The 19636-nt window shown below is 69.5% G+C and carries 19 protein-coding genes; 16 read left to right on the top strand and 3 right to left on the bottom strand.

The annotated features are described in order from the left end of the window. The first annotated feature begins 104 nt into the window (after window positions 1-104). The 13 genes from pyrH to lpxB all read left to right on the top strand — a co-directional run bounded on the left by pyrH (window position 105) and on the right by lpxB (window position 12540). Window positions 105-791, top strand: coding sequence for a UMP kinase (pyrH, locus tag P6F26_RS08010; protein ID WP_278028263.1), 687 nt, complete (start codon window positions 105-107; stop codon window positions 789-791). 116 nt (window positions 792-907) lie between these two features. Continuing rightward, on the top strand, window positions 908-1477 hold the full coding sequence (gene frr / locus P6F26_RS08005; protein WP_278028146.1) for a ribosome recycling factor: 570 nt from the start codon (window positions 908-910) through the stop codon (window positions 1475-1477). A 114-nt stretch (window positions 1478-1591) separates the two neighbouring features. Continuing rightward, a complete protein-coding gene (gene uppS, locus P6F26_RS08000) occupies window positions 1592-2302 on the top strand; it encodes a polyprenyl diphosphate synthase (protein WP_278028145.1) in 711 nt (236 codons plus the stop codon). A gap of 5 nt (window positions 2303-2307) precedes the next feature. Next, window positions 2308-3099: a phosphatidate cytidylyltransferase gene (locus P6F26_RS07995; protein WP_278028144.1), complete on the top strand. Its 792-nt coding sequence runs from the start codon at window positions 2308-2310 to the stop codon at window positions 3097-3099. A 10-nt stretch (window positions 3100-3109) separates the two neighbouring features. Next, complete coding sequence (gene dxr, locus P6F26_RS07990) at window positions 3110-4285, top strand: 1-deoxy-D-xylulose-5-phosphate reductoisomerase (RefSeq protein WP_278028143.1); 1176 nt, start codon at window positions 3110-3112, stop codon at window positions 4283-4285. 3 nt (window positions 4286-4288) lie between these two features. Beyond that, a complete protein-coding gene (gene rseP / locus P6F26_RS07985) occupies window positions 4289-5617 on the top strand; it encodes an RIP metalloprotease RseP (RefSeq protein ID WP_278028142.1) in 1329 nt (442 codons plus the stop codon). Between the two features lie 136 nt (window positions 5618-5753). Then, on the top strand, window positions 5754-5891 hold the full coding sequence (locus P6F26_RS07980; protein ID WP_278028141.1) for a hypothetical protein: 138 nt from the start codon (window positions 5754-5756) through the stop codon (window positions 5889-5891). A gap of 267 nt (window positions 5892-6158) precedes the next feature. Next, window positions 6159-8507, top strand: coding sequence for an outer membrane protein assembly factor BamA (gene bamA, locus P6F26_RS07975; protein ID WP_278028140.1), 2349 nt, complete (start codon window positions 6159-6161; stop codon window positions 8505-8507). A 7-nt stretch (window positions 8508-8514) separates the two neighbouring features. Beyond that, window positions 8515-9162, top strand: coding sequence for an OmpH/Skp family outer membrane protein (locus tag P6F26_RS07970; protein ID WP_278028139.1), 648 nt, complete (start codon window positions 8515-8517; stop codon window positions 9160-9162). Between the two features lie 106 nt (window positions 9163-9268). Beyond that, entirely contained in the window at window positions 9269-9772 is a 504-nt protein-coding gene (gene fabZ, locus P6F26_RS07965) for a 3-hydroxyacyl-ACP dehydratase FabZ (protein ID WP_278028138.1), read from the top strand. Next, window positions 9769-10572 (top strand): acyl-ACP--UDP-N-acetylglucosamine O-acyltransferase, encoded by an 804-nt coding sequence (lpxA, locus tag P6F26_RS07960; protein ID WP_278028137.1) that lies wholly within the window; start codon window positions 9769-9771, stop codon window positions 10570-10572. The genes fabZ and lpxA overlap by 4 nt, the downstream gene beginning before the upstream one ends. 4 nt (window positions 10573-10576) lie before the next feature. Then, window positions 10577-11368 carry an LpxI family protein gene (locus P6F26_RS07955; protein WP_278028136.1) on the top strand — a complete coding sequence of 264 codons (792 nt, stop codon included), beginning with the start codon at window positions 10577-10579 and terminating at the stop codon, window positions 11366-11368. 2 nt (window positions 11369-11370) lie between these two features. Next, window positions 11371-12540 carry a lipid-A-disaccharide synthase gene (gene lpxB / locus P6F26_RS07950; protein ID WP_278028262.1) on the top strand — a complete coding sequence of 390 codons (1170 nt, stop codon included), beginning with the start codon at window positions 11371-11373 and terminating at the stop codon, window positions 12538-12540. 6 nt (window positions 12541-12546) lie between these two features. Here lpxB and P6F26_RS07945 read toward each other — a convergent pair whose 3' ends face one another. Then, window positions 12547-13020: a YbaK/EbsC family protein gene (locus tag P6F26_RS07945; RefSeq protein ID WP_278028261.1), complete on the bottom strand. Its 474-nt coding sequence runs from the start codon at window positions 13018-13020 to the stop codon at window positions 12547-12549. Window positions 13021-13140: 120 nt separating this feature from the next. Here P6F26_RS07945 and glnE point away from each other — a divergent pair, with 120 nt between their 5' ends. Continuing rightward, window positions 13141-15957: a bifunctional [glutamate--ammonia ligase]-adenylyl-L-tyrosine phosphorylase/[glutamate--ammonia-ligase] adenylyltransferase gene (gene glnE, locus P6F26_RS07940; protein WP_278028135.1), complete on the top strand. Its 2817-nt coding sequence runs from the start codon at window positions 13141-13143 to the stop codon at window positions 15955-15957. Further along, window positions 15941-16216: a hypothetical protein gene (locus P6F26_RS07935; protein WP_278028134.1), complete on the top strand. Its 276-nt coding sequence runs from the start codon at window positions 15941-15943 to the stop codon at window positions 16214-16216. The genes glnE and P6F26_RS07935 overlap by 17 nt, the downstream gene beginning before the upstream one ends. Before the next feature lie 12 nt (window positions 16217-16228). Here P6F26_RS07935 and P6F26_RS07930 read toward each other — a convergent pair whose 3' ends face one another. After that, a complete protein-coding gene (locus tag P6F26_RS07930) occupies window positions 16229-17224 on the bottom strand; it encodes a GlxA family transcriptional regulator (RefSeq protein ID WP_278028133.1) in 996 nt (331 codons plus the stop codon). Between the two features lie 178 nt (window positions 17225-17402). On the opposite strand from P6F26_RS07930, the gene P6F26_RS07925 reads away from it, so the two are divergent. Beyond that, window positions 17403-18806: a class II 3-deoxy-7-phosphoheptulonate synthase gene (locus P6F26_RS07925; RefSeq protein WP_278028132.1), complete on the top strand. Its 1404-nt coding sequence runs from the start codon at window positions 17403-17405 to the stop codon at window positions 18804-18806. A gap of 18 nt (window positions 18807-18824) precedes the next feature. Here P6F26_RS07925 and P6F26_RS07920 read toward each other — a convergent pair whose 3' ends face one another. Continuing rightward, window positions 18825-19550, bottom strand: a complete 726-nt coding sequence (locus P6F26_RS07920; protein ID WP_278028131.1) for a PAS domain-containing protein — start codon at window positions 19548-19550, stop codon at window positions 18825-18827. Window positions 19551-19636 lie beyond the last annotated feature (86 nt).

Here is a 19636-nt window from a genome sequence, read left to right as displayed (position 1 = left end):
CCAGCCACAGGACCCCGCGCCCCATGCCCGACACCGATCCGCAGACCACCGAGGGCCCGGCCCCGCAAACGGCCCAGTCGGTCAAGCCGAAATACGGACGCGTCATGCTGAAGATCTCGGGCGAGGCGCTGATGGGCGACCAGGGCTTCGGTCTGCACCCGCCGACGGTCGAGCGCATCGCACGCGAGGTCAAGTCGGTGAGCGATCTCGGCGTGGAGATCTGCATGGTCATCGGCGGGGGCAACATCTTCCGCGGCCTTCAGGGCAGCGCGCAGGGGATGGAGCGCACCACGGCGGACTACATGGGGATGCTCGCCACGGTGATGAACGCGCTCGCCATGCAGTCGGCGCTTGAATCCATGGGCGTCTACACCCGCGTGATCAGCGCCATTCCCATGGACCAGGTCTGCGAGCCCTACATCCGCCGCCGCGCCGTGCGCCACCTCGAGAAGGGGCGCGTGGTGATCTTCGCGGCAGGCACGGGCAATCCCTACTTCACGACGGACACCGCCGCCACGCTCCGCGCCAACGAGATGAAGTGCGAGGCGATCTTCAAGGGCACGAAGGTCGACGGCGTCTACGACAAGGACCCCAACAAGCACGACGACGCCCGGCGCTACGACACGGTCAGCTACGACGAGGTGCTGGCGCAGCACCTGGGCGTGATGGACGCCAGCGCCATCGCGCTGGCGCGCGAGAACGACGTGCCGATCATCGTCTTCAGCCTCGACGAGCCGGGCGGTTTCCGCGGTATCCTTGCGGGGATGGGCACCTACACCAAGGTGCAGTGAGCGCAGGGCGCCCGGGGCCTGGATCGGCATGTTCCGCCGCGGGCAATCGAGTTCTGGAATCTTTGCCCCCGCCGGGGTATCACCACCAAAACAACGAGAGAGAGCGGGCTGCTGACATGGCGGAAGACGACGAGCTGGATATCGATGTCGACGACCTTCAAAGGCGGATGGACGGGGCGCTGACCTCGCTCAGGACCGAGTTCGCGTCGCTGCGCACGGGGCGCGCCTCGGCTCAGATGCTGGACCCTGTGATGGTGGATGCCTACGGCCAGCCGACGCCGATCAACCAGGTCGGAACGGTGAACGTGCCGGAGCCGCGGATGGTCACGATCAACGTCTGGGACAAGTCGATGGTCGGCAAGGTCGAGAAGGCGATCCGCGAAAGCGGCCTCGGCATCAACCCGCAGCTCAACGGCACGATCATCATGCTGCCGATCCCCGAGCTGAACGAGGAGCGGCGCCGCGAGTTGACGAAGGTGGCCGCGCAGTATGCCGAACACGCCCGCGTCGCGATCCGCAATGTCCGCCGCGACGGGATGGACCGGATCAAGAAGGCGAAGGGGCAGGGGATGTCCGAGGACGACCAGAAGCTCTGGGAGGCCGAGGTGCAGGAGATGACCGACGCGCATATCGCCAAGGTCGATCAGGCGCTGGAGTCGAAACAGGCGGAGATCATGCAGGTGTGAGATCCGGCGCGGGCCGTCGTGCTCGTGCCACATTGCTGCGCCAAGGCTCCCGGCCGAAGCGCCCGCGGCCACCGCGCGCACCGGTATCTTGCAGGAACGAGGATTGCCCAGCCTATGACAGACCAGACGCCGACCCACGTGGCGATCATCATGGACGGAAACGGCCGCTGGGCCCAGCTGCGCGGCCGTCCCCGGCTTTTCGGGCACCACGAGGGCGCGCGGCGGGTCAAGGACATCGTCAGGGCCTGTCCCGATCTCGGCGTCGGATACCTGACGATCTTCGCCTTCTCGACCGAGAACTGGCGCCGGACCCAGACCGAGGTGGCGGGCCTCATGAAGCTGTTCAAGCGCTACATCCGGCGCGAGGCGGCTTCGCTGTTCGAGGAGAACGTGCGCGTGCGCTTCATCGGCGACCGCGTCCGCCTCGAGCCGGCACTGGTCGACCTGATGGACGGGCTGGAACTGATGACGGCCGGCAACGACGGCGTCAACCTGACCATCGCGATCAACTACGGCGGCCGCGACGAGGTGGCGCGCGCCGCGCGCAGGCTCGGTCAGGACGTGCAGGCCGGCAAGCTCGACCCGATGTCGATCACCGATGAGACCTTCCCGCGCTACCTCGACACCTACGTGCTGCCCGATCCCGACCTCGTGATCCGCACCAGCGGCGAGGCGCGCATCTCGAACTTCCTGCTGTGGCAGTCCGCATATTCGGAATACGAGTTCGTGGACACCCTCTGGCCTGACTTCACGCCCGACGAGCTGGCCCGCATCCTCGCACGCTTCGGCAAGCGCGAGCGTCGCTTCGGCGCGGTGCCGGTCTGAGGCAGATGTCCCTCTCGCGAGGCAGCTTCTCCGATCTTGCCACCCGCATCACGACCGGGGCCGCCGTCGCGGCCGTGGGGCTGGCGGCGGTGTGGGCGGGCTATCCGTGGTTCACGGGCCTCGTGGCGTGCATCGTGGGCGTGCTGGTGTGGGAGCTGTCGCGGATGCTGGGCGCATCCCGCCGGGCCAGCCTCGCGCTCGGCATCCTTGGGGGCGCGCTGCTTCTGGCGGCCAAGCTCGTGCCCGTGGGCCTCGGTCTGCCGCTTCTGACGCTGACGGGGCTTGCGGGCTTCGGCGCGCTGACGCGCAACCGCACGCTTTTCCTCGTGATCACGACCCTCATCATGCTGGCGAGCTTCGGCCTCATCACCCATCGCGACACGTTCGGCCTGACATGGATGTTCTGGCTGATCCTCGTCGTGGCCGTCACCGACATCGGCGGCTATTTCGCCGGGCGCGCCGTGGGCGGGCCGAAATTCTGGCCGCGCGTCAGTCCCAAGAAGACGTGGTCGGGGACCGTGGCGGGCTGGATCGCGGCGGGGCTGGTGGGCTGGGCCTTCATGGCCGTGACCGGGATGGGGCCCGAGCTGATCGCGATCTCGGTCGCGCTCAGCATGGCGAGCCAGATGGGCGACATCGCGGAATCGGCGGTGAAGCGGCGCGCGGGCGTAAAGGACAGCTCGCGCCTTCTGCCGGGGCACGGCGGGCTCTGGGACCGCTTCGACGGGATGCTCGGCGCCTCGCTGCTCCTGCTTGTGGTGGAAAGCGTCTCGAGCTTTCCGTCCGGTTCGGTCTGAAAGGAACGCCGTGCGCAAGGTCAGCGTCTTCGGGGCGACGGGGTCGATCGGGCAGAACACGCTCGACCTGATCGCGCGCGCGCCGCAGGACTACCGCGTGGTCGCGCTGACCGGCGGCGCCAACATCGCGCAGCTGGCCAGCGACGCAAGGCGGCTTGGCGCGGAGGTCGCGGTGACGGCCTTCGACGAGCGGCTCGACGACCTGCGCGCGGCCCTCGCCGGCACGGGCATCGAGGCCGCGGCCGGGCCGCAGGCGCTGGTCGAGGCCGCGGACCGCCCCGCCGACTGGATCATGTCGGCCATCGTGGGCGCAGCCGGCCTTGCGCCGGGCTTCCGCGCACTGCGCCACGGCACGACGCTGGCGCTCGCCAACAAGGAAAGCCTCGTCACCGCCGGGCCGCTCCTGCTGGCCGAGGCGCGCAGGCACGGCGCAACCATCCTGCCCGTGGACAGCGAGCATTCGGCGATCTTCCAGGGCCTCGTGGGCGAGGACATCTCCTGCGTCGAGAAGATCATCGTGACCGCGTCTGGCGGCGGCCTGCGCGACTGGCCCCTCGAGGCGCTGAGCGCGGCGAGCGTCGCCGATGCGGGCGCGCATCCCAACTGGGAGATGGGCCAGCGCATCACGATCGACAGCGCCTCGATGTTCAACAAGGCGATGGAGCTGATCGAGACGCGGGAGTTCTTCGGCGTGGACCCCGACCGGATCGAGGCCGTGATCCATCCGCAATCCATCGTGCACGCGCTGGTCGGTTTCTGCGACGGGGCGCTGATGGCGCATCTCGGCGCGCCGGACATGCGCCACGCGATCGGCTACGCCCTGAACTGGCCGGACCGGCGCGACCTGCCGGTGGCGCGCATCGATCTCGCGCAGATCGCGACGCTTGAATTCCGCGCCCCCGATCCGCGGCGCTATCCCGCCCTTGCCATCGCGCGCGCGGTGATGGAGACGGGTGGGCGCGCGGGCTGCGTCTTCAACGCGGCCAAGGAGGTCGCGCTCGACGGGTTTCTCGCGGGGCGCATCGGCTTCATGGACATGTCCGGCGTGGTCGAGGCGACCCTTGACGCAATGTCGTCGGATTTTGGCCTGACAATTCCGCCATCCGACCTTGAGGAAGTGCTGGCGGTGGACCAAATGGCACGGAAACGCGCGACGGCGGTGATCGCAACACGGGAGACGGCCTGACACATGGAATTCATTCCCGATTTCGGAGGTCTGGCCTTTACGCTCGTCGCCTTCATCGCGGCGCTTTCGATCATCGTGGCGATCCACGAATACGGCCACTACATCGTCGGCCGTTGGTCCGGCATCCACGCCGAGGTGTTTTCCATCGGCTTCGGCCCCGTCCTGTTCTCCCGCACCGACAGGCACGGAACGCGCTGGCAGATCGCGGCGCTTCCCTTCGGCGGCTACGTCAAGTTCCTCGGTGACGCCGACGCGGCAAGCGGCGTTGACGCCGCCGCCATCGATGCGCTCGACATGGACGAACGCCGCCGCTCGATGCACGGCGCGCCGCTCTGGGCGCGGTCGGCGACGGTCGCTGCTGGCCCCGTGTTCAACTTCATCCTGTCGATCCTGATCTTCGCGTCCGTCCTGATGCTTGCGGGGCGCCCCGCCGAGGCGCCCGTGGTGGGCGAGCCCGCGGCGCTGCCGGCGGAGATGGCGACGCTTCGGGCGGGCGACCTCATCACCTCGATCGAGGGGAGGCCCGTCGACACGCTTGCCGACGTCTACACCGTTGCCCGCGACCTCGAGCCGTCGCGGACCGTGGCCTATGTCGTCGAGCGTGACGGCGCCACGTCCGAGATCGCGGCCTCCTTCCCGCTCTTGCCGATCGTGCAGTCGGTCGCACCGCAATCGGCCGCCATGGCCGCGGGCCTGCAGGAGGGCGACGTGATCCGCGCCGTCGACGGCACGGCCATCAACGCGTTTTCGCAGCTGCGCGACGCGGTCGACGCAAGCGGAGGGGCCCCGCTTTCGCTGTCGGTCTGGCGCGAAGGGGAGGTGGTGGACGTCACGCTCAGCCCGAGGCGCACCGACCTGCCGACCGCAGATGGCGGCTTCGAGACACGCTGGCTCATCGGGATCACCGGAGGCCTCATCTTCTCGCCCGAGACGGTGCGCGTGGGGCCGGGCGACGCGCTGTGGTCCGGGGTGGAGCAGACGGGCTTCATCATCCGGTCCTCGCTGTCGGGGCTGTGGCACATGATCACCGGCGCGATTTCGTCGTGCAACCTGCAGGGCCCGATCGGAATCGCCGAGACGAGCGGGGCCGCCGCGAGCCAGGGCATCGACGACTTCATCTGGTTCATCGCCGTCCTGTCGACCGCGGTGGGATTGCTGAACCTGTTCCCGATCCCGGTCCTGGACGGGGGACACCTGCTGTTCCACGCCTACGAGGCGGTCTCGGGCAAACCCCCGTCGGAAAAGGCGCTTCGGGTGTTCATGACGGCGGGCCTCACGCTGCTTCTGTCGCTGATGCTCTTTGCGCTGACAAACGACATCTTCTGCCCCTGACCCCGGCGCGCGGTGTCGCGCGGGCAAGGCCGGCGCGCACCCAAAAAAGTCCTTCGCCCGGTCCCAAAGGCGCCACAATCGGAGGGCATTTCTCGCCACTGAAATGGAGCCCATGCCAAGAAGGCGGGAGCGCGAGATGAAATTCCTCAACGAAAGCTACCGTGGCCTTTCGCTCGTCGTGGCCATCAACACCGACCGCTTCCTGATGCCGGTCCTTATCGTTGCGTCCCTGACGCTGGCGGCATGGCTCGTGTCGCTCCTCCAGGCGTTCTGAGCGCGCCAGGGCGGCGCCGCTCAGTGCGCTGACCGGACCGCCCGCGCCCCTCGCAGCGGCACGGCCGACGGCCTCCACCTGCCGGAACCGCTCACTTCTTCATCCTTTTTTCATACGGTCCGCGATTCTCCGCCGACGTATCGGATTCGACACAGGTCCCGAAAAACGGGCGCCCGTGTCCACATCCTGTGCATCATCGTTTTGACAACCCCATATCCCTCCGATACGCAGATTGCGTCTGCAGGGAAAACCAAGGGGTTGGATTCGATGATCCGACAAGTGCGCGTATCGTCGGCGGTCCTGACCGCCATGCTCATGGTTCCTCTGCAAGGTGCTGCCATCGCCTCGCTGACGGCCATGACCCTCACCGCGACCGCGCCGGCGGCGCACGCGCAGTCCTTCCGGTTCTCCAGCTTCCTCGTCGAGGGCAATCAGCGCATAAGCGACGAGGCGATCCTGACCTACGCCGGCATCGCACCCGGCACCGCCGTGTCCGCCGCGCAGGTCAACGACGCGCTGCAGAACATTCAGGCCACGGGACTTTTCGAACAGGTCGAGGTCATTCCGCGCGGCAATACGCTCGTGATCCAGGTGCGCGAATATCCCACGATCAACCGCATCGCGATCGAAGGCAATCGCCGCCTCGACGACGACGCCCTCATGGCGACGCTGCAATCGCAGACGCGCCGCGTCTACTCCCCCGCAACCGCCGAGCAGGACGCCGCAGCGATCGCCGAGGCCTACCGCATGTCGGGCCGCCTGACAGCCACGGTTAACCCCGTCATCATCCGCCGCGGCGAGAATCGCGTCGACCTCGTCTTCGAAGTGACCGAGGGGCGCGTCGTCGAGACGCAGCGCATCGCTTTCGTTGGCAACCGCGAATATTCAGATCGCCGCCTGCGCCGCGTCCTCGAAAGCACGCAGGCCGGGCTGTTCTCGATCCTGATCCGCTCGGACACCTTCATCGAGGACCGCATCGCGCTCGACCGGCAGCTGCTGACCGATTTCTACCTCGACCGCGGCTATGTCGACTTCGAGGTGCTGTCCGTCACGCCCGAGCTCAGCCGCGCGCGCGACGCCTACTTCGTGACCTTCAACATCCGCGAGGGCCAGAGCTTCAGTTTCGGCGACATCACCGTCACCTCCGAGATCTTCGAGGCCCCGGCCGAGGAGTATGCCGCGACCCTGCGCATCCGCGAGGGCGTGACCTACTCGCCCCGCCTCGTCGACACCGCCATCACCCGGATGGAGAACCTCGCGACGCAGGAGGGCCTGCGCTTCGTCCGCATCGAGCCGCGCATCACCCGGAACCCGCAGGACCTGACGCTCGACGTCGAGTTCGTGATCACCCCCGGCGAGCGCGTCTTCGTTGAGCGGATCGACATCGAGGGCAACGCGACCACGCTCGACCGCGTGATTCGCCGCCAGTTCGACACCGTCGAGGGCGACCCCTTCGATCCGCGCGCCGTGCGCCAGGCCGCCGAGCGCATCCGCGCCACGGGCTTCTTCGCGGACGTGGCCGTCGAAGGGCGTCCCGGGTCCTCGCCCGACCAGGTCGTGGTCGACGTCAACGTCGAGGAGCAGCCCACCGGTTCGCTCGGCTTCTCGCTCAACTACTCGACCGACGCAGGCGCCGGTTTCGCCGTCAACTTCTCCGAGCGGAACTTCCTCGGACGTGGGCAGAGCCTGCGCTTCGGGCTCAGCACGGTCGAGGGTGGCCAGAGCTTCACCTTCGCCTTCAACGAGCCGAATTTCCTCGCGCGCGACGTTGGCCTCGGCTTCAACGCCTTCTACGAGCAGACGCAGGCTCAGGACCGGTCCTTCGACACGGAGGATTACGGCTTCGGCACCACGTTCAGCTTCCCGGCAAGCGAGAATGGCCGCTTCGCCCTCAGCTACAACATCAACCGCCGCGAGCTGATCTTCGGCGACGAGGCGCTTGCTAACTCCTCGCCGATCATCACCGGCGACGCTGGGGATCGCATCACCTCGGCGGTCGAGCTGCGCTACGCCTTCGACAACCGCGATACGGGCCTCAATCCCAACGCCGGTGTCCGCCTCGAGCTGGCTGGCGAATACGCGGGCCTCGGCGGCGACGCTGAATATCTGCGGGCGCGCGCGCTCGCCATCGCGGAGCGTGCGGTGATGCGCGAAGAGGTCACTCTGCGCGCGACCGTCGAGGGCGGCATGGTCGAATCGCTCAATGGCGACAGCCACTACAACGACCGCTTCTTCCTGAACTCCAGGCAGATGCGCGGCTTCGATTCCTTCGGCCTCGGCCCGCGCGACACCGGTGCGCCGAACGACGATGCGCTTGGCGGCAACTACTTCGCCGTGGCGCGGCTCGAGGCGTCCTTCCCGCTCGGCCTGCCAGAGGAATACGGAATTTCCGGCGGCGTCTTCTACGACATCGGGTCGGTCTGGGGCCTCGACAACACGGCGGGCTTCGGCGGCAACACCGTGGACGACGACCTTTACTGGCGCTCGGCCGTCGGCTTCTCGGTGTTCTGGGACACGGCGCTTGGCCCGCTCCGCTTCAACTTCAGCCGCGCCCTTCAGAAGCAGCCCTATGACCGGACGCGCGACTTCGACTTCACGGTCGAAACCCGCTTCTGAGCCGGTCGTGACGCGCCCCGGCGCAAGCGTCCCGAAACGGCTCGGGCGTCTCCTCGCCGCGGCGGCCCTTGCGCTTGCTGCATCCGTCGCGCAGGCGCAGGATCCGGCGCAACCCGGGGCAGGCGTCCTTGTCGTCAACCAGGAGCGGCTGATCGCCCAAAGCCTCTATGGCCAGCGCATCCAGCGCGAGCTGGAGGCTGCCTCGGCCGAGCTTTCCGCCGAGAACCGCCGCATCGAGGCGCGGCTTACGGCCGAGGAGCTGGACCTGACGGAGTTGCGCGACACGCTCACGCCCGAGGAATTCCGCAGGCTGGCCGACGAGTTCGACGCCCGCGTCGAGGCGATCCGCGCCGCGCAGGAGGCAAAGGCCCGCGACATCTCGGAACAGGCGGACACCGCGCAGGTGCAGTTCTTCGAGCGCGCAGCCCCCGTGCTTCTCGAAATCGTGCGCGACCGCGGCGCCGCCGTCCTGATGGACAGCCGCGCCGTGCTTCTGTCCGCGGACCGGGTCGACATCACCGAGACTGCCATCGCCGAGATCGACGCGACCCTAGGCGATGGCGGGGCCGAGCCGATCATTTCCGTCGAGGGCGGTGCGTCGGCCGATGCTCCGCTGACCTCCCCGTTGCCGGACACGGAAGGCGCGGCGGACTGACCCGTGCGCGCCTTGCCGCTGCGTCGGCTTGTTGATAATCCCGCGGGAAGCCCAGGGGCGCGTGACCGCGCATCCCGGCCGATCGAGCACGAAAGAGAGCGTCCGCATGACCCAAGCCGCCGAGACCGTCCCGACCAGCGCCGACATCCAGATGATCCAGCGGCTTCTGCCGCACCGCTACCCGTTCCTGATGATCGACAAGGTGCGCGACATCGTCCCCTTCGTCTCGGCCACGGGGATCAAGAACGTCACCTGCAACGAGCCGCATTTCCAGGGCCACTTCCCCGGCGTCCCGATCATGCCGGGCGTGACCATCGTCGAGGCGATGGCCCAGACCGCAGCGGTGATGGTGGGCGTGTCCTCGAACTACGCGGACCGCGATCTTCTGGTCTACTTCATGGGGATCGACCGCGCGAAGTTCCGGCGCAAGGTGGTGCCGGGCGACGTGCTTGAATTGGCGATCTCGGTCACGCGCGGCAAGCCCGGCGGCAAGGTCTGGAAGTTCCAGGGCCGCGCCACCGTGGAGGGCGAGCTTGCGGCGGAATGCGAGTTCACCGCGATGATGGACATGACAGCGGACGCGCCGGCCGGGGACGGGGCCTCGGAATGAGCGTCGATCCCTCGGCACGCATACATCCCTCGGCGGTGATCGAGGACGGGGCGCATGTCGGCCCGGACTGCGAGATCGGGCCGTTCTGCGTGGTCGGCGCGGACGTCACGCTTGGGCGCGGCGTCATGATGAGGTCGCACGCCATCGTCACCGGCTGGACCGAGATCGGCGACGAGACCCAGATCTTTCCCTTCGCCAACATCGGCGACATCCCGCAGGACCTGAAATACGCGGGCGAGAAGTCGCGGCTGGTCGTTGGGCGGCGCAACCGCATCCGCGAGGGCGTGACGATGAACACCGGCACGTCGGGCGGCGGTGGCGTGACGCGGGTGGGCGACGACGGGCTGTTCATGGCCGGCGCGCACGTCGCCCATGACGTGCGCATCGGCGACCGGGTGATCCTCGTGAACAACGCCGCGATCGCGGGGCATTGCGTGATCGACGACGACGTGATCGTGGGCGGCCTGTCCGGCGTGCACCAGTTCGTGCGGATCGGGCGCGGCGCGATCATCGGTGCGGTCACGATGGTGACGAACGACGTGATCCCCTACGGCCTCGTGCAGGGGCCGCGCGGCGTCCTCGACGGGTTGAACCTCGTGGGGCTGAAGCGGCGCGGCGTGGACCGTGCCGACATCACCGCCCTGCGCGCCGCCTTCCAGGCGCTGGCGCAGGGCGAGGGCGCCTTCCAGGACCGCGCCCGCCGCCTCGGCGAAAGCGACGAGGGCCGGTCGGACTACGTCCGCGAGATCGTCGAGTTCGTGCTGGGCGATTCCGACCGTTCCTACCTGACGCCGGGCTGAGGGCGTGGCGCCTCGCGGACCCGAACGGGCGATCGTCGCGGGCAGGGGCGTCCTGCCCGACCTCCTCCTGGAGGCGGGGCCTGCCTATGTGGTGGCCTTCGCCGGGGTCCCGGTCGCGGCGCAGGGCGCGGGCCGGATCGATGCGCGGTTCGAACGTCTGGGGCAGCTATTCGCCGATCTCGCCGCTGCAGGCGTGCGCGACGTGTGCTTTGCCGGCGCGATGACACGCCCGCCCCTCGACCCTGCGGCGATGGACGAGGTCACGAAGGCGCTCGTACCCCGGCTGATGCAGGCGATGTCACGCGGGGACGACGCGCTCCTGCGCGATGTCGCGGCGCTGTTCGAGGAGCGCGGCCTTGCCGTTCTTGGCGCGCGCGAGGTGCGGGGAGACCTCGTGGCGAGGCCCGGCCGCCTTGCGGGTGCGCCCCTGCCGGAGGCCGACGTCGCCCGCGCGCGCGCCGTGCTCGACGCGCTCGGGCCGCTCGACGTGGGGCAGGGCGCGGTCGCGGCACGCGGGCAGGTTCTGGGCATCGAGACGCTGCAAGGGACGGACGCCATGCTGCGCTTCGTGGCCGAAACCGCGCCCGACAGCGGCGGGGTTCTGGTGAAGCGTCCTAAGGCGGGGCAGGACCTGCGCCTCGACATGCCCGCGATCGGACCCGAAACAGTCCGCGCCGCCGCGCGCGCGGGCCTTCGAGGGATCGAGATCTCGGCGGGTGAGGTCCTGCTGCTCGGCCCCGACGAGGTTCTCGCCGCCTGCGCCGAGACCGGCCTCTCCCTCTGGGCCGCGCCGTGACGCTGCGGTTGTTCCTCGTGGCCGGCGAGGCGTCGGGCGACAGGCTCGGGGCGGCGCTGATCCGGGGGCTGCGCGAGGTCTCGGGGGACGAGCTGGAGCTGCACGGCATCGGCGGCCCGCTGATGCAGGCCGAGGGGCTGACGTCGCTTTTCCCGATGGAGGAGCTTTCGGTGATGGGCCTGACCGAGATCCTGCCGCGCCTGCGCAGCCTTCTGGCGCGGGTCTCGCAGACCGCGGAGGCCGTCGTGCGGCTGAACCCCGACGCCCTGATCACCATCGACAGCCCCGAGTTTTCCCTGCGCGTGGCGGCGAAGGTCAAGGCCCGCGCCGAGCAGGTGCCGACGGTCCACTACGTCGCGCCGACGGTCTGGGCGTGGCGTCCGGGGCGCGCGCGCAAGATGGCGCGGACGATCGACCACGTCCTGGCCCTGTTCCCGTTCGAGCCGCCCTACATGGAGGCCGAAGGGATGAGCTGCGACTTCGTCGGCCATCCGGTGACGACGGAACCCGTGGCCACCCCGCGGGAGGCGGCGGCGTTCCGCGACCGCCACGGCATCGGCGCGCAGGATCCGCTGATCCTTGTCCTGCCGGGCTCGCGCCGGTCCGAGGTGGGCCGCCTCGCGCCCGTCTTCGGCGCTGCCCTGGGGCCAGTGCTGGCCGCCCGCCCGGACGCGCGCCTCGTGCTGCCCGCGACCGCGAACGTCGTGGACGAGCTTGCCGCCAAGCTGAAGGACTGGCCCGCCCCGCCCATCGTCCTCGATCCGCGCGGACAGCCTGCCGAGGCCTTCCTCGCCGAAAAGCGCGCGGCCTTCGCGGCGGCAGACGTGGCGCTCGCGGCCTCGGGGACCGTCAGCCTCGAGCTGGCGGCGTCCGCGACGCCGATGGTGGTCGCCTATGACATGAGCTGGCTGAGCCGGCGGATCATCGGCGCGCTTCTGCGGGTCGATACCGTGACGCTGGTGAACCTCGTGTCGGAGACCCGCGCGGTGCCCGAGTTTCTCGGGCAGAACTGCCGTCCTGCGCCGATCGCCGATGCGCTCGGGCGCCTCATCTCGGACGAGCGGGCGCGCGACGCACAGCTCGAGGCGATGTCGCTGACGATGCAGAGGCTTGGACGCGGGGGTGAGCCGCCGGGCCTGCGCGCGGCGCGCTCGGTGCTGCGGGCGATCTGACGCCCTTCAGGCGGCGGTGAAGTCGGCCTCGACCGCTCCCGACAGGCGCAGAAGCGCGTCCGGCGGGATCGCGAAGACGTGGCGGGGCGTGCCCGCCGCCGCCCATACGGTGCCGAACGCAAGCAGGCGGGGATCGAACCACGCGCGGATCGGGTTCAGATGGCCCACGGGTGCGACGCCCCCGATGACGAAGCCCGTCTGGGCCCGGATCAGGCTCGCGTCGGCCTTGCCGAGGGGCTCTCCGGCAAGCGCGCTGGCCTTTTCCGCGTCCACCCGGTTGCCTCCCGCCGTGATGAACAGGACCGCCGTGCCATGCGCCTCGGCGCGGAAGATGATCGACTTGGCGATCTGGTCGAGCGTGCATCCCACGGCCGCTGCGGCCTCGGCGGCGGTGCGGGTGCTGTCGGGCATCTCGACGATGTCCGCGCCTATCCCAGCCTCCTCCAGCACCCGCGCCACCCGCTTCACGTTTTTCGACATGGTCATCGCCCCTTGTTCCCGACGGCGGACACTTGCAAGGATCGGCGCGGCGGACAAGGGAGGCCGAAAGGCGAGACACATGAGACAGGCGCGATCAGCGAAGGCGGGGGCGGGCGCGTCGTGAGCTTCGCCGCCCGCATCACGCGGCATCCCATTCCGTATTCACCCGAACGCGCGGCGGAGGCGCTGGAGCATGTCCACGACCTCGCGCCGGAGGTCCGCGCCCTGGTCGAGGGGGCGGCGGGCTGCGCGCCCTATCTTGCGGGACTTGTGCGCAAGGAAGGCCCGTGGCTGTCCCACGCTCTGGCCGAGCCGCCAGAGGACACGATCGCCGCGATCATCCGCGAGACGGGCGAGATCGACGCCGCCGACCTCGCCTCGGGGCTGCGGCGCCTGAAGCGGCGCGCGGCGCTGATCGTGGCGCTTGCCGATCTGGGCGGGGTCTGGGCGCTGAACATGGTCACGCAGGCATGGTCGGACTTCGCCGATGCCTGCATGTCGGCGGCGCTCGCCCACCATGTCGCGCAGGAGGCGCGGCGCGGGCGCATCCCCGGCCAGACCGAGGAGGACGCGTTCCGCGACGGGGCGGGGATGGTGGCGCTGGCCATGGGCAAGCTCGGGGCGGGGGAGTTGAATTATTCCTCCGACATCGACCTCATCTGCCTGTTCGACGAAACGCGCTTCGAGGACGCCGACGTGATGGAGGCGCGCGCGGGCTTCATCCGCGCCACGCGCAAGATGACCGCGACGCTGTCGGAGACCGGCGTGGAGGGCTACGTCTTCCGCACCGACCTCAGGCTGCGGCCCGACGCCTCGGTGACGCCGGTGTGCATCTCGATGGAGGCCGCGGAGCGCTACTACGAGGCCGAGGGCCGTTCGTGGGAGCGGTCGGCCTACATCAAGGCGCGCGCGGCTGCGGGCGACATCGCGGCCGGCGAGCGCTTTCTCGAGACGCTCGCGCCCTTCGTGTGGCGGCGCCATCTCGACTTCGCGATGGTTCAGGACACGATGGACATGCGAAAACGCATCCGCGAGCACAAGGGCCTCGTGCGCGTCGGCGGCGCCATCCCGCTGGAGGGGCACAACATCAAGCTCGGCGCGGGCGGCATCCGCGAGATCGAGTTCTTCGCCCAGACGCGGCAGCTGGTGGCGGGGGGGCGTCATCCCTCGCTGCGGCGCCGCCGCACGGTCAAGGCGCTTGCCGCGCTGGCGCGGGGCGGATGGATCGGGCGCGAGGAGGCGGGCGAACTGGCCGACCTCTATGCCCATCACCGCGAGGTCGAACATCGCCTGCAGATGATCGACGACGCGCAGACCCACACCCTGCCAAAGTCGCAGGAGGGTTTCGACCGGCTCGCGCGTTTCTGCGGCGAGGGCGACACGGAGGCGTTCCGCCGCGCGCTGTCGGACCGGCTGGAGCGTGTGGAGGCGCTGACGGGCGAGTTCTTCGCCCCCACGGAACGCGAGGCCGCCGCCCCCGAGATCAGCGAGGAGGCCGCAGCCATCGTCGCGCGCTGGCCCAGTTATGCCGCGCTTCGGTCCTCGCGCGGGCAGGCCATCTTCGAGCGGCTGAAGCCGGGATTTCTCGCGCGGTTCGACCGGGCCGCGCGGCCGCTGGAGGCGCTTCAGAACTTCGACGGGTTCCTGCGCGGCCTTCCCGCCGGCGTCCAGCTTTTCTCGCTGTTCGAGGCGAACCCGCCGCTCGTGGACCTGATCGTTGACATCTCGGCCACCGCGCCGCGCCTGTCGCGCTACCTGTCGCGTCATTCCGAGGTGCTGGACGCCGTCCTCGACGGACGCTTCTTCGCACCCTGGCCGGGCCGGGACGCACTGGCGCGCGAGCTGTCCGAGGCGATGGAACGTCAGGACTACGAGGCGCAGCTCGACACCGCGCGGCGCTGGCAGCACGAATGGCATTTCCGCATCGGCGTGCATCAGCTGCGCGGCCTCGTCCCGCCCGAGACGGCGGGGGCGCATTACACCGATCTCGCGGATGCGGTGGTCACCGCCCTCTGGCCGTCCGTCTGCGCGCAGATCGCCCAGAAGCACGGCCCGGCGCCGGGCCGTGGCGGGGCCGTGGTCGCGATGGGCAGCCTCGGGGCGGGCCAGATGACGGCGGCCTCGGACCTGGACCTCATCGTGATATACGACGCCGGCGGGGTGGAGTTCACCGACGGCCGCAGGCCGATCGACCCCAGGAACTGGTTCGCCAAGGCGACGAAGGCGCTGGTCACGGCGCTGTCGGCGCCAACCGCGGCCGGCAAGCTCTACGAGGTGGACATGCGCCTGCGTCCCTCGGGGCGGCAGGGGCCGGTGGCGACCGCGCTGTCGTCCTTCGACCGCTACCAGCGCGAGGAGGCCTGGACATGGGAGCACATGGCCCTGACCCGCGCGCGCGTCCTGGCGGGCGACCCGGCGCTGGCCGAGGAGATCGAGGCGATCCGCCGCGACGTGATCATCAAGGTGCCGGACCGCGACGCGATCGTGGCCGATGCGGCCGTCATGCGCGCGCGCATCGCCTCGGCAGGGCGGGGCGGGGCGACCTGGGCGGTCAAGGAGGGGCCGGGCGGGATGCAGGACATCGAGCTTGTCTCGCAGGCCGGCGCGCTTGTCGCGGGCGTGCCCGAGCGGCGTTGCGCGGGCCAGCTTGCCGCGGCCGCCGAGGCGGGTTGGCTTTCGCAGGAGGACGCGGGCAGGCTTGCCGAGGCGCACGCCCTCTTCGCATGCGTGAACCAGTCCGGGCGGCTTCTGAGCGACGGCGCGCTCGATGCCGCCGAGGTCGGGGTTGGCGGGCGCGCGTTTCTCGCCGAGCGGGCCGGCGCGCCCGATGCCGGGACACTGGCCCTGCGCCTGGATACGGCCCGAGACGACGCCGCGCGGATCATCGACGCCGCGCTGCCCCCGCCGAAGGAGAGCGAAGATGCCCCAGACACATGACCCCGCCGACCCCAAGGGCCTGATCCGGGAGGCCTTCAACATCGAGGGCATCACCGAGGCCGAATGCCGGTCGATCTTCGTGGACTGGGCGCTGAGCGTGGAGGCCGCCGATCCGCGCCCGTTTATCGAGACGCTTCTGGCGCGCCATGCGGACGCGCCCGCCGGGCATCCGATGCGCGCGGTGCTTGCGGGCGGTATGGACGCCCCGCCCCCGGGACGGCGGCGGGGCGGACGCCGCGCCCGCGTGACCGACGGCTGACGGCCGCTTGCCTCAGGCCTTCACGCGCGCGGCGTGGCTGCCGCGTTCGCGGTAGGGGGTGGTGTCGTAATGCGCCCTGTAGCACTTGGAGAAATGCGACGGCGACGCGAAGCCGCAGGCCAGCGCCACGTTGATGACGCTCATGTCGGTCTGCATCAGCAGGTTCCGCGCCTTGGCCAGCCGAAGCTCCATGTAGTAGCGCTTGGGGCTTCGGTTGAGGTAGCGCCGGAACAGCCGTTCCAGCTGGCGCGTGGACATCGAGACTTCCTTGGCCAGCTGCGCGGGGCTGATCGGGTCCTCGATGTTCTGCTCCATCATGCGGATGACCTGCCCGAGCTTTGGGTGGCGGACGCCGATGCGGGTCGGGATCGACAGCCGCTGGGTGTCCTGGTCGGTGCGGATGGACGTGTAGATGAGCTGGTCGGCGACGAGATTGGCGAGGTCCTCGCCATGTTCGTCCGCGATGATCTTCAGCATCAGGTCGATTGACGCGGTGCCGCCCGCCGTGGTGATGCGGTTGCCGTCGATCACGAAGACCGACTTCGTCAGGATCACGTCCGGGAACTCTTCGGAGAAACTGTCCTGGTTTTCCCAGTGGATGGTCGCGCGCCTGCCGTCGAGAAGCCCGGCCTTGGCCAGCGAATAGCCCGCCGTGCACAGCCCGCCCATCGCCGCCCCCTTGCGCGCCTCGCGCCGGAGCCAGCTTATGACCCGGCGCGTGGTGGCCGCCCCGACGTCGATCCCGCCGCACACGAGCACCGTGTCGTCGCGCGATATCTCCTCGAGGTCGCCATCGAGCCGGAAGCCGATCCCGGCCGAACACCACGCGACGTCGCCGCCTTCGCCCACGAGACGCCAGGAATAAAGCTCCTGTCCCGACATGCGGTTGGCGATCCTGAGCGCCTCGACGGCGCTGGAGAAGCACAGCATGGTGAACTGGTCGAGCAGGACGAACACGAAGCGTCGCGGTTGGCTTTCGCCGGTGGTTCGCCGCATCGGTTCGGCCATGGTGTGTCGTCCGTGCTTTGGGGCCCGACCGCCGTGGCGGACTGGTTCTTTCCAATGGTTTTCCACGGAAAGCACCATTTCCAAGCGAGAGCAATCCCCGTCGCTCCCGAATTGCGGGATTGGCCCGCCGTGACGGCTCGCGTATAGACGCTCCTCGAGACGCCATAGGAGGCCTGCCATGACCGCCGCAACAGCAAGGACAACGACCGGAACCTCGACCGGAAGCTGGACCAAGACGGACTGGCGCGCGAAGCCGCGCATCCAGATGCCGGACTATCCCGACGCCGCGGCGCTGGCCGAGGCCGAGGCCCAGCTTTCGAAATATCCGCCGCTCGTCTTCGCGGGCGAGGCGCGGCGCCTGAAGGCCGAGCTTGCGGCCGCCAGCCGGGGCGAGGCGTTCCTGCTGCAGGGCGGCGACTGCGCCGAAAGCTTTGCCGAGTTCTCGGCCGACACGATTCGCGACACCTTCAAGGTGATGCTGCAGATGGCGATGGTCCTGACCTACGGCGCTAAGGTGCCCGTGGTGAAGGTCGGCCGCATGGCCGGGCAGTTCGCCAAGCCGCGCTCGGCCCCGATGGAGATGGTCGGCGGCGTCGAGATGCCGTCCTACAAGGGCGACATCATCAACGACATCGCGCCCACGCTGGAGGCCCGGATGCCCGATCCGCGCCGGATGCTGCAGGCCTACACGCAGGCCGCGGCCTCGCTGAACCTGCTGCGCGCCTTCTCGACGGGTGGTTTCGCCGACATCCACCGGGTGCATTCCTGGACGCTCGGCTTCACCGACAGCGACGACGCCGAGCGCTACCGCGAGATTGCGAACCGCATCCAGGACGCGCTCGACTTCATGGCCGCGGCGGGGCTGACCGGCGAGACGAACCACGAGCTGTCCACGGTGGATTTCTACACCAGCCACGAGGCGCTTCTGCTGGAATACGAGGAGGCGCTGTGCCGTCTCGACAGCACGTCGGGCAAGTGGCTGGCGGGCTCGGGGCACATGATCTGGATCGGCGACCGCACGCGGCAGCCCGACGGCGCGCATGTCGAGTTCTGCCGCGGCGTGCAGAACCCCATTGGCCTGAAATGCGGCCCGACCACCACCGAGGAGGACCTCAAGGTCCTGATGGCAAAGCTGAACCCTGCGAACGAGGCAGGGCGCCTGACGCTGATCGCCCGTTTCGGCGCGGGCAAGGTCGGCGACCACCTGCCGCGCCTGATCCGCACGGTCGAGGCGGAGGGCGCGAAGGTGCTTTGGTCCTGCGATCCGATGCACGGCAACGTCATCAAGTCGTCCACGGGCTACAAGACGCGGCCCTTCGATTCGATCCTGCGCGAAGTGCAGGAATTCTTCGCGATCCACCGCGCCGAGGGCACCGTGCCCGGCGGGGTGCATTTCGAGATGACGGGCAAGGACGTGACCGAGTGCACCGGAGGGATGCGCGCGCTCACGGACGAGGATCTGTCCTCGCGCTATCACACCGCCTGCGACCCGCGCCTGAACGCCTCGCAGTCGCTGGAACTGGCGTTCCTCGTGGCCGAGGAGCTTCAGAAAAGCCGCGAGGCGCTGCGGGCGGCGGGCTGAGGGCCCGCGCGGGCGGGCTCAGGCGAGCCCGCCCTCGATCACCCGGAAACGGGCGCGCGCCATCGGACCGCGCGCCTCGACGGCGTCCTCGTCGGCGTCCTGCGCGTGGGTCTCTTGGGGGCGTTCAGGCGCCGCGCGCCGCAGGTCGGCCGCTCCGGGCGTTAGGACGGGCACGCCGACGCGCACCGGCACATGCTCCACCCGCGCCACGCTCCAGCGCTGCGGCATCTCGGCCATGTCCTCCGCCTGGGTGCCGTCCGCGCCGCGCAGGGCCCCCATCACGTAGAGCGCGCGGGAGATCGAGTAGTCCCGGTCCGTCATCGGCAGGATCGCGATCTGGGTGGCGAAGACCTCCTGGCCCTGGTGGCGGGGCGCGGGCGACACCACGTCGAGCAAAAGGATCGAGGGCTCCTCGAGCGCCCGCTCGACCTCGGCGGTGATACGCCCGCGATCGGCGAGATCGAACAGCGCCCTGAGCGGCAGGCCGCGCACCTCCATCCCCATCAGCGCGCTGATCCGCGCGCCGCCCAGTCGGATGCGCAGGGTGCCGGGGCGCGGATTCTCCAGGATCGCGGACTGCCGCAGGATCGGCCGCAGGTCCGCCGGGTCGAGCGCCATGCGCGCCGGGACCAGCCGCTTGCCCCTGAGGCTGTCCCAGTAGGCGATCGCCGAGCGCAGCGCGAGATCGTTCACGATCCGGTCGAGCCGGCATTCGGCCGGGGCGTTCGAGATGGGTCCGTTCATGGCATGGCCTCCGTTCGGTATCGGGACAGGGCCGGGCCAGAGGCTCGGGGCTCGTGGCTCGGGTTGACCCTGTCGTGGTTTTGCTT

The organism is Roseicyclus salinarum (assembly GCF_029624655.1).
Classification (GTDB): Bacteria; Pseudomonadota; Alphaproteobacteria; order Rhodobacterales; family Rhodobacteraceae; genus Roseibacterium; species Roseibacterium salinarum.
Note: the sequence above shows the minus strand (reverse complement) of the source record. Positions and strands in the feature narration are given on the sequence as shown.

Excerpts from the sequence above, each read along its gene's own strand:
- frr (WP_278028146.1), top strand. The coding sequence starts at position 908 with ATGGCGGAAGACGACGAGCTGGATATCGATGTCGACGACCTTCAAAGG.
- P6F26_RS07935 (WP_278028134.1), top strand. The coding sequence starts at position 15,941 with ATGCCCCAGACACATGACCCCGCCGACCCCAAGGGCCTGATCCGGGAG.
- P6F26_RS07980 (WP_278028141.1), top strand. The coding sequence starts at position 5,754 with ATGAAATTCCTCAACGAAAGCTACCGTGGCCTTTCGCTCGTCGTGGCC.
- P6F26_RS07920 (WP_278028131.1), bottom strand. The coding sequence starts at position 19,550 with ATGAACGGACCCATCTCGAACGCCCCGGCCGAATGCCGGCTCGACCGG.
- rseP (WP_278028142.1), top strand. The coding sequence starts at position 4,289 with ATGGAATTCATTCCCGATTTCGGAGGTCTGGCCTTTACGCTCGTCGCC.
- bamA (WP_278028140.1), top strand. The coding sequence starts at position 6,159 with ATGATCCGACAAGTGCGCGTATCGTCGGCGGTCCTGACCGCCATGCTC.
- uppS (WP_278028145.1), top strand. The coding sequence starts at position 1,592 with ATGACAGACCAGACGCCGACCCACGTGGCGATCATCATGGACGGAAAC.
- P6F26_RS07995 (WP_278028144.1), top strand. The coding sequence starts at position 2,308 with ATGTCCCTCTCGCGAGGCAGCTTCTCCGATCTTGCCACCCGCATCACG.
- P6F26_RS07945 (WP_278028261.1), bottom strand. The coding sequence starts at position 13,020 with ATGTCGAAAAACGTGAAGCGGGTGGCGCGGGTGCTGGAGGAGGCTGGG.
- P6F26_RS07925 (WP_278028132.1), top strand. The coding sequence starts at position 17,403 with ATGACCGCCGCAACAGCAAGGACAACGACCGGAACCTCGACCGGAAGC.
- P6F26_RS07930 (WP_278028133.1), bottom strand. The coding sequence starts at position 17,224 with ATGGCCGAACCGATGCGGCGAACCACCGGCGAAAGCCAACCGCGACGC.
- fabZ (WP_278028138.1), top strand. The coding sequence starts at position 9,269 with ATGACCCAAGCCGCCGAGACCGTCCCGACCAGCGCCGACATCCAGATG.
- lpxA (WP_278028137.1), top strand. The coding sequence starts at position 9,769 with ATGAGCGTCGATCCCTCGGCACGCATACATCCCTCGGCGGTGATCGAG.
- pyrH (WP_278028263.1), top strand. The coding sequence starts at position 105 with ATGCTGAAGATCTCGGGCGAGGCGCTGATGGGCGACCAGGGCTTCGGT.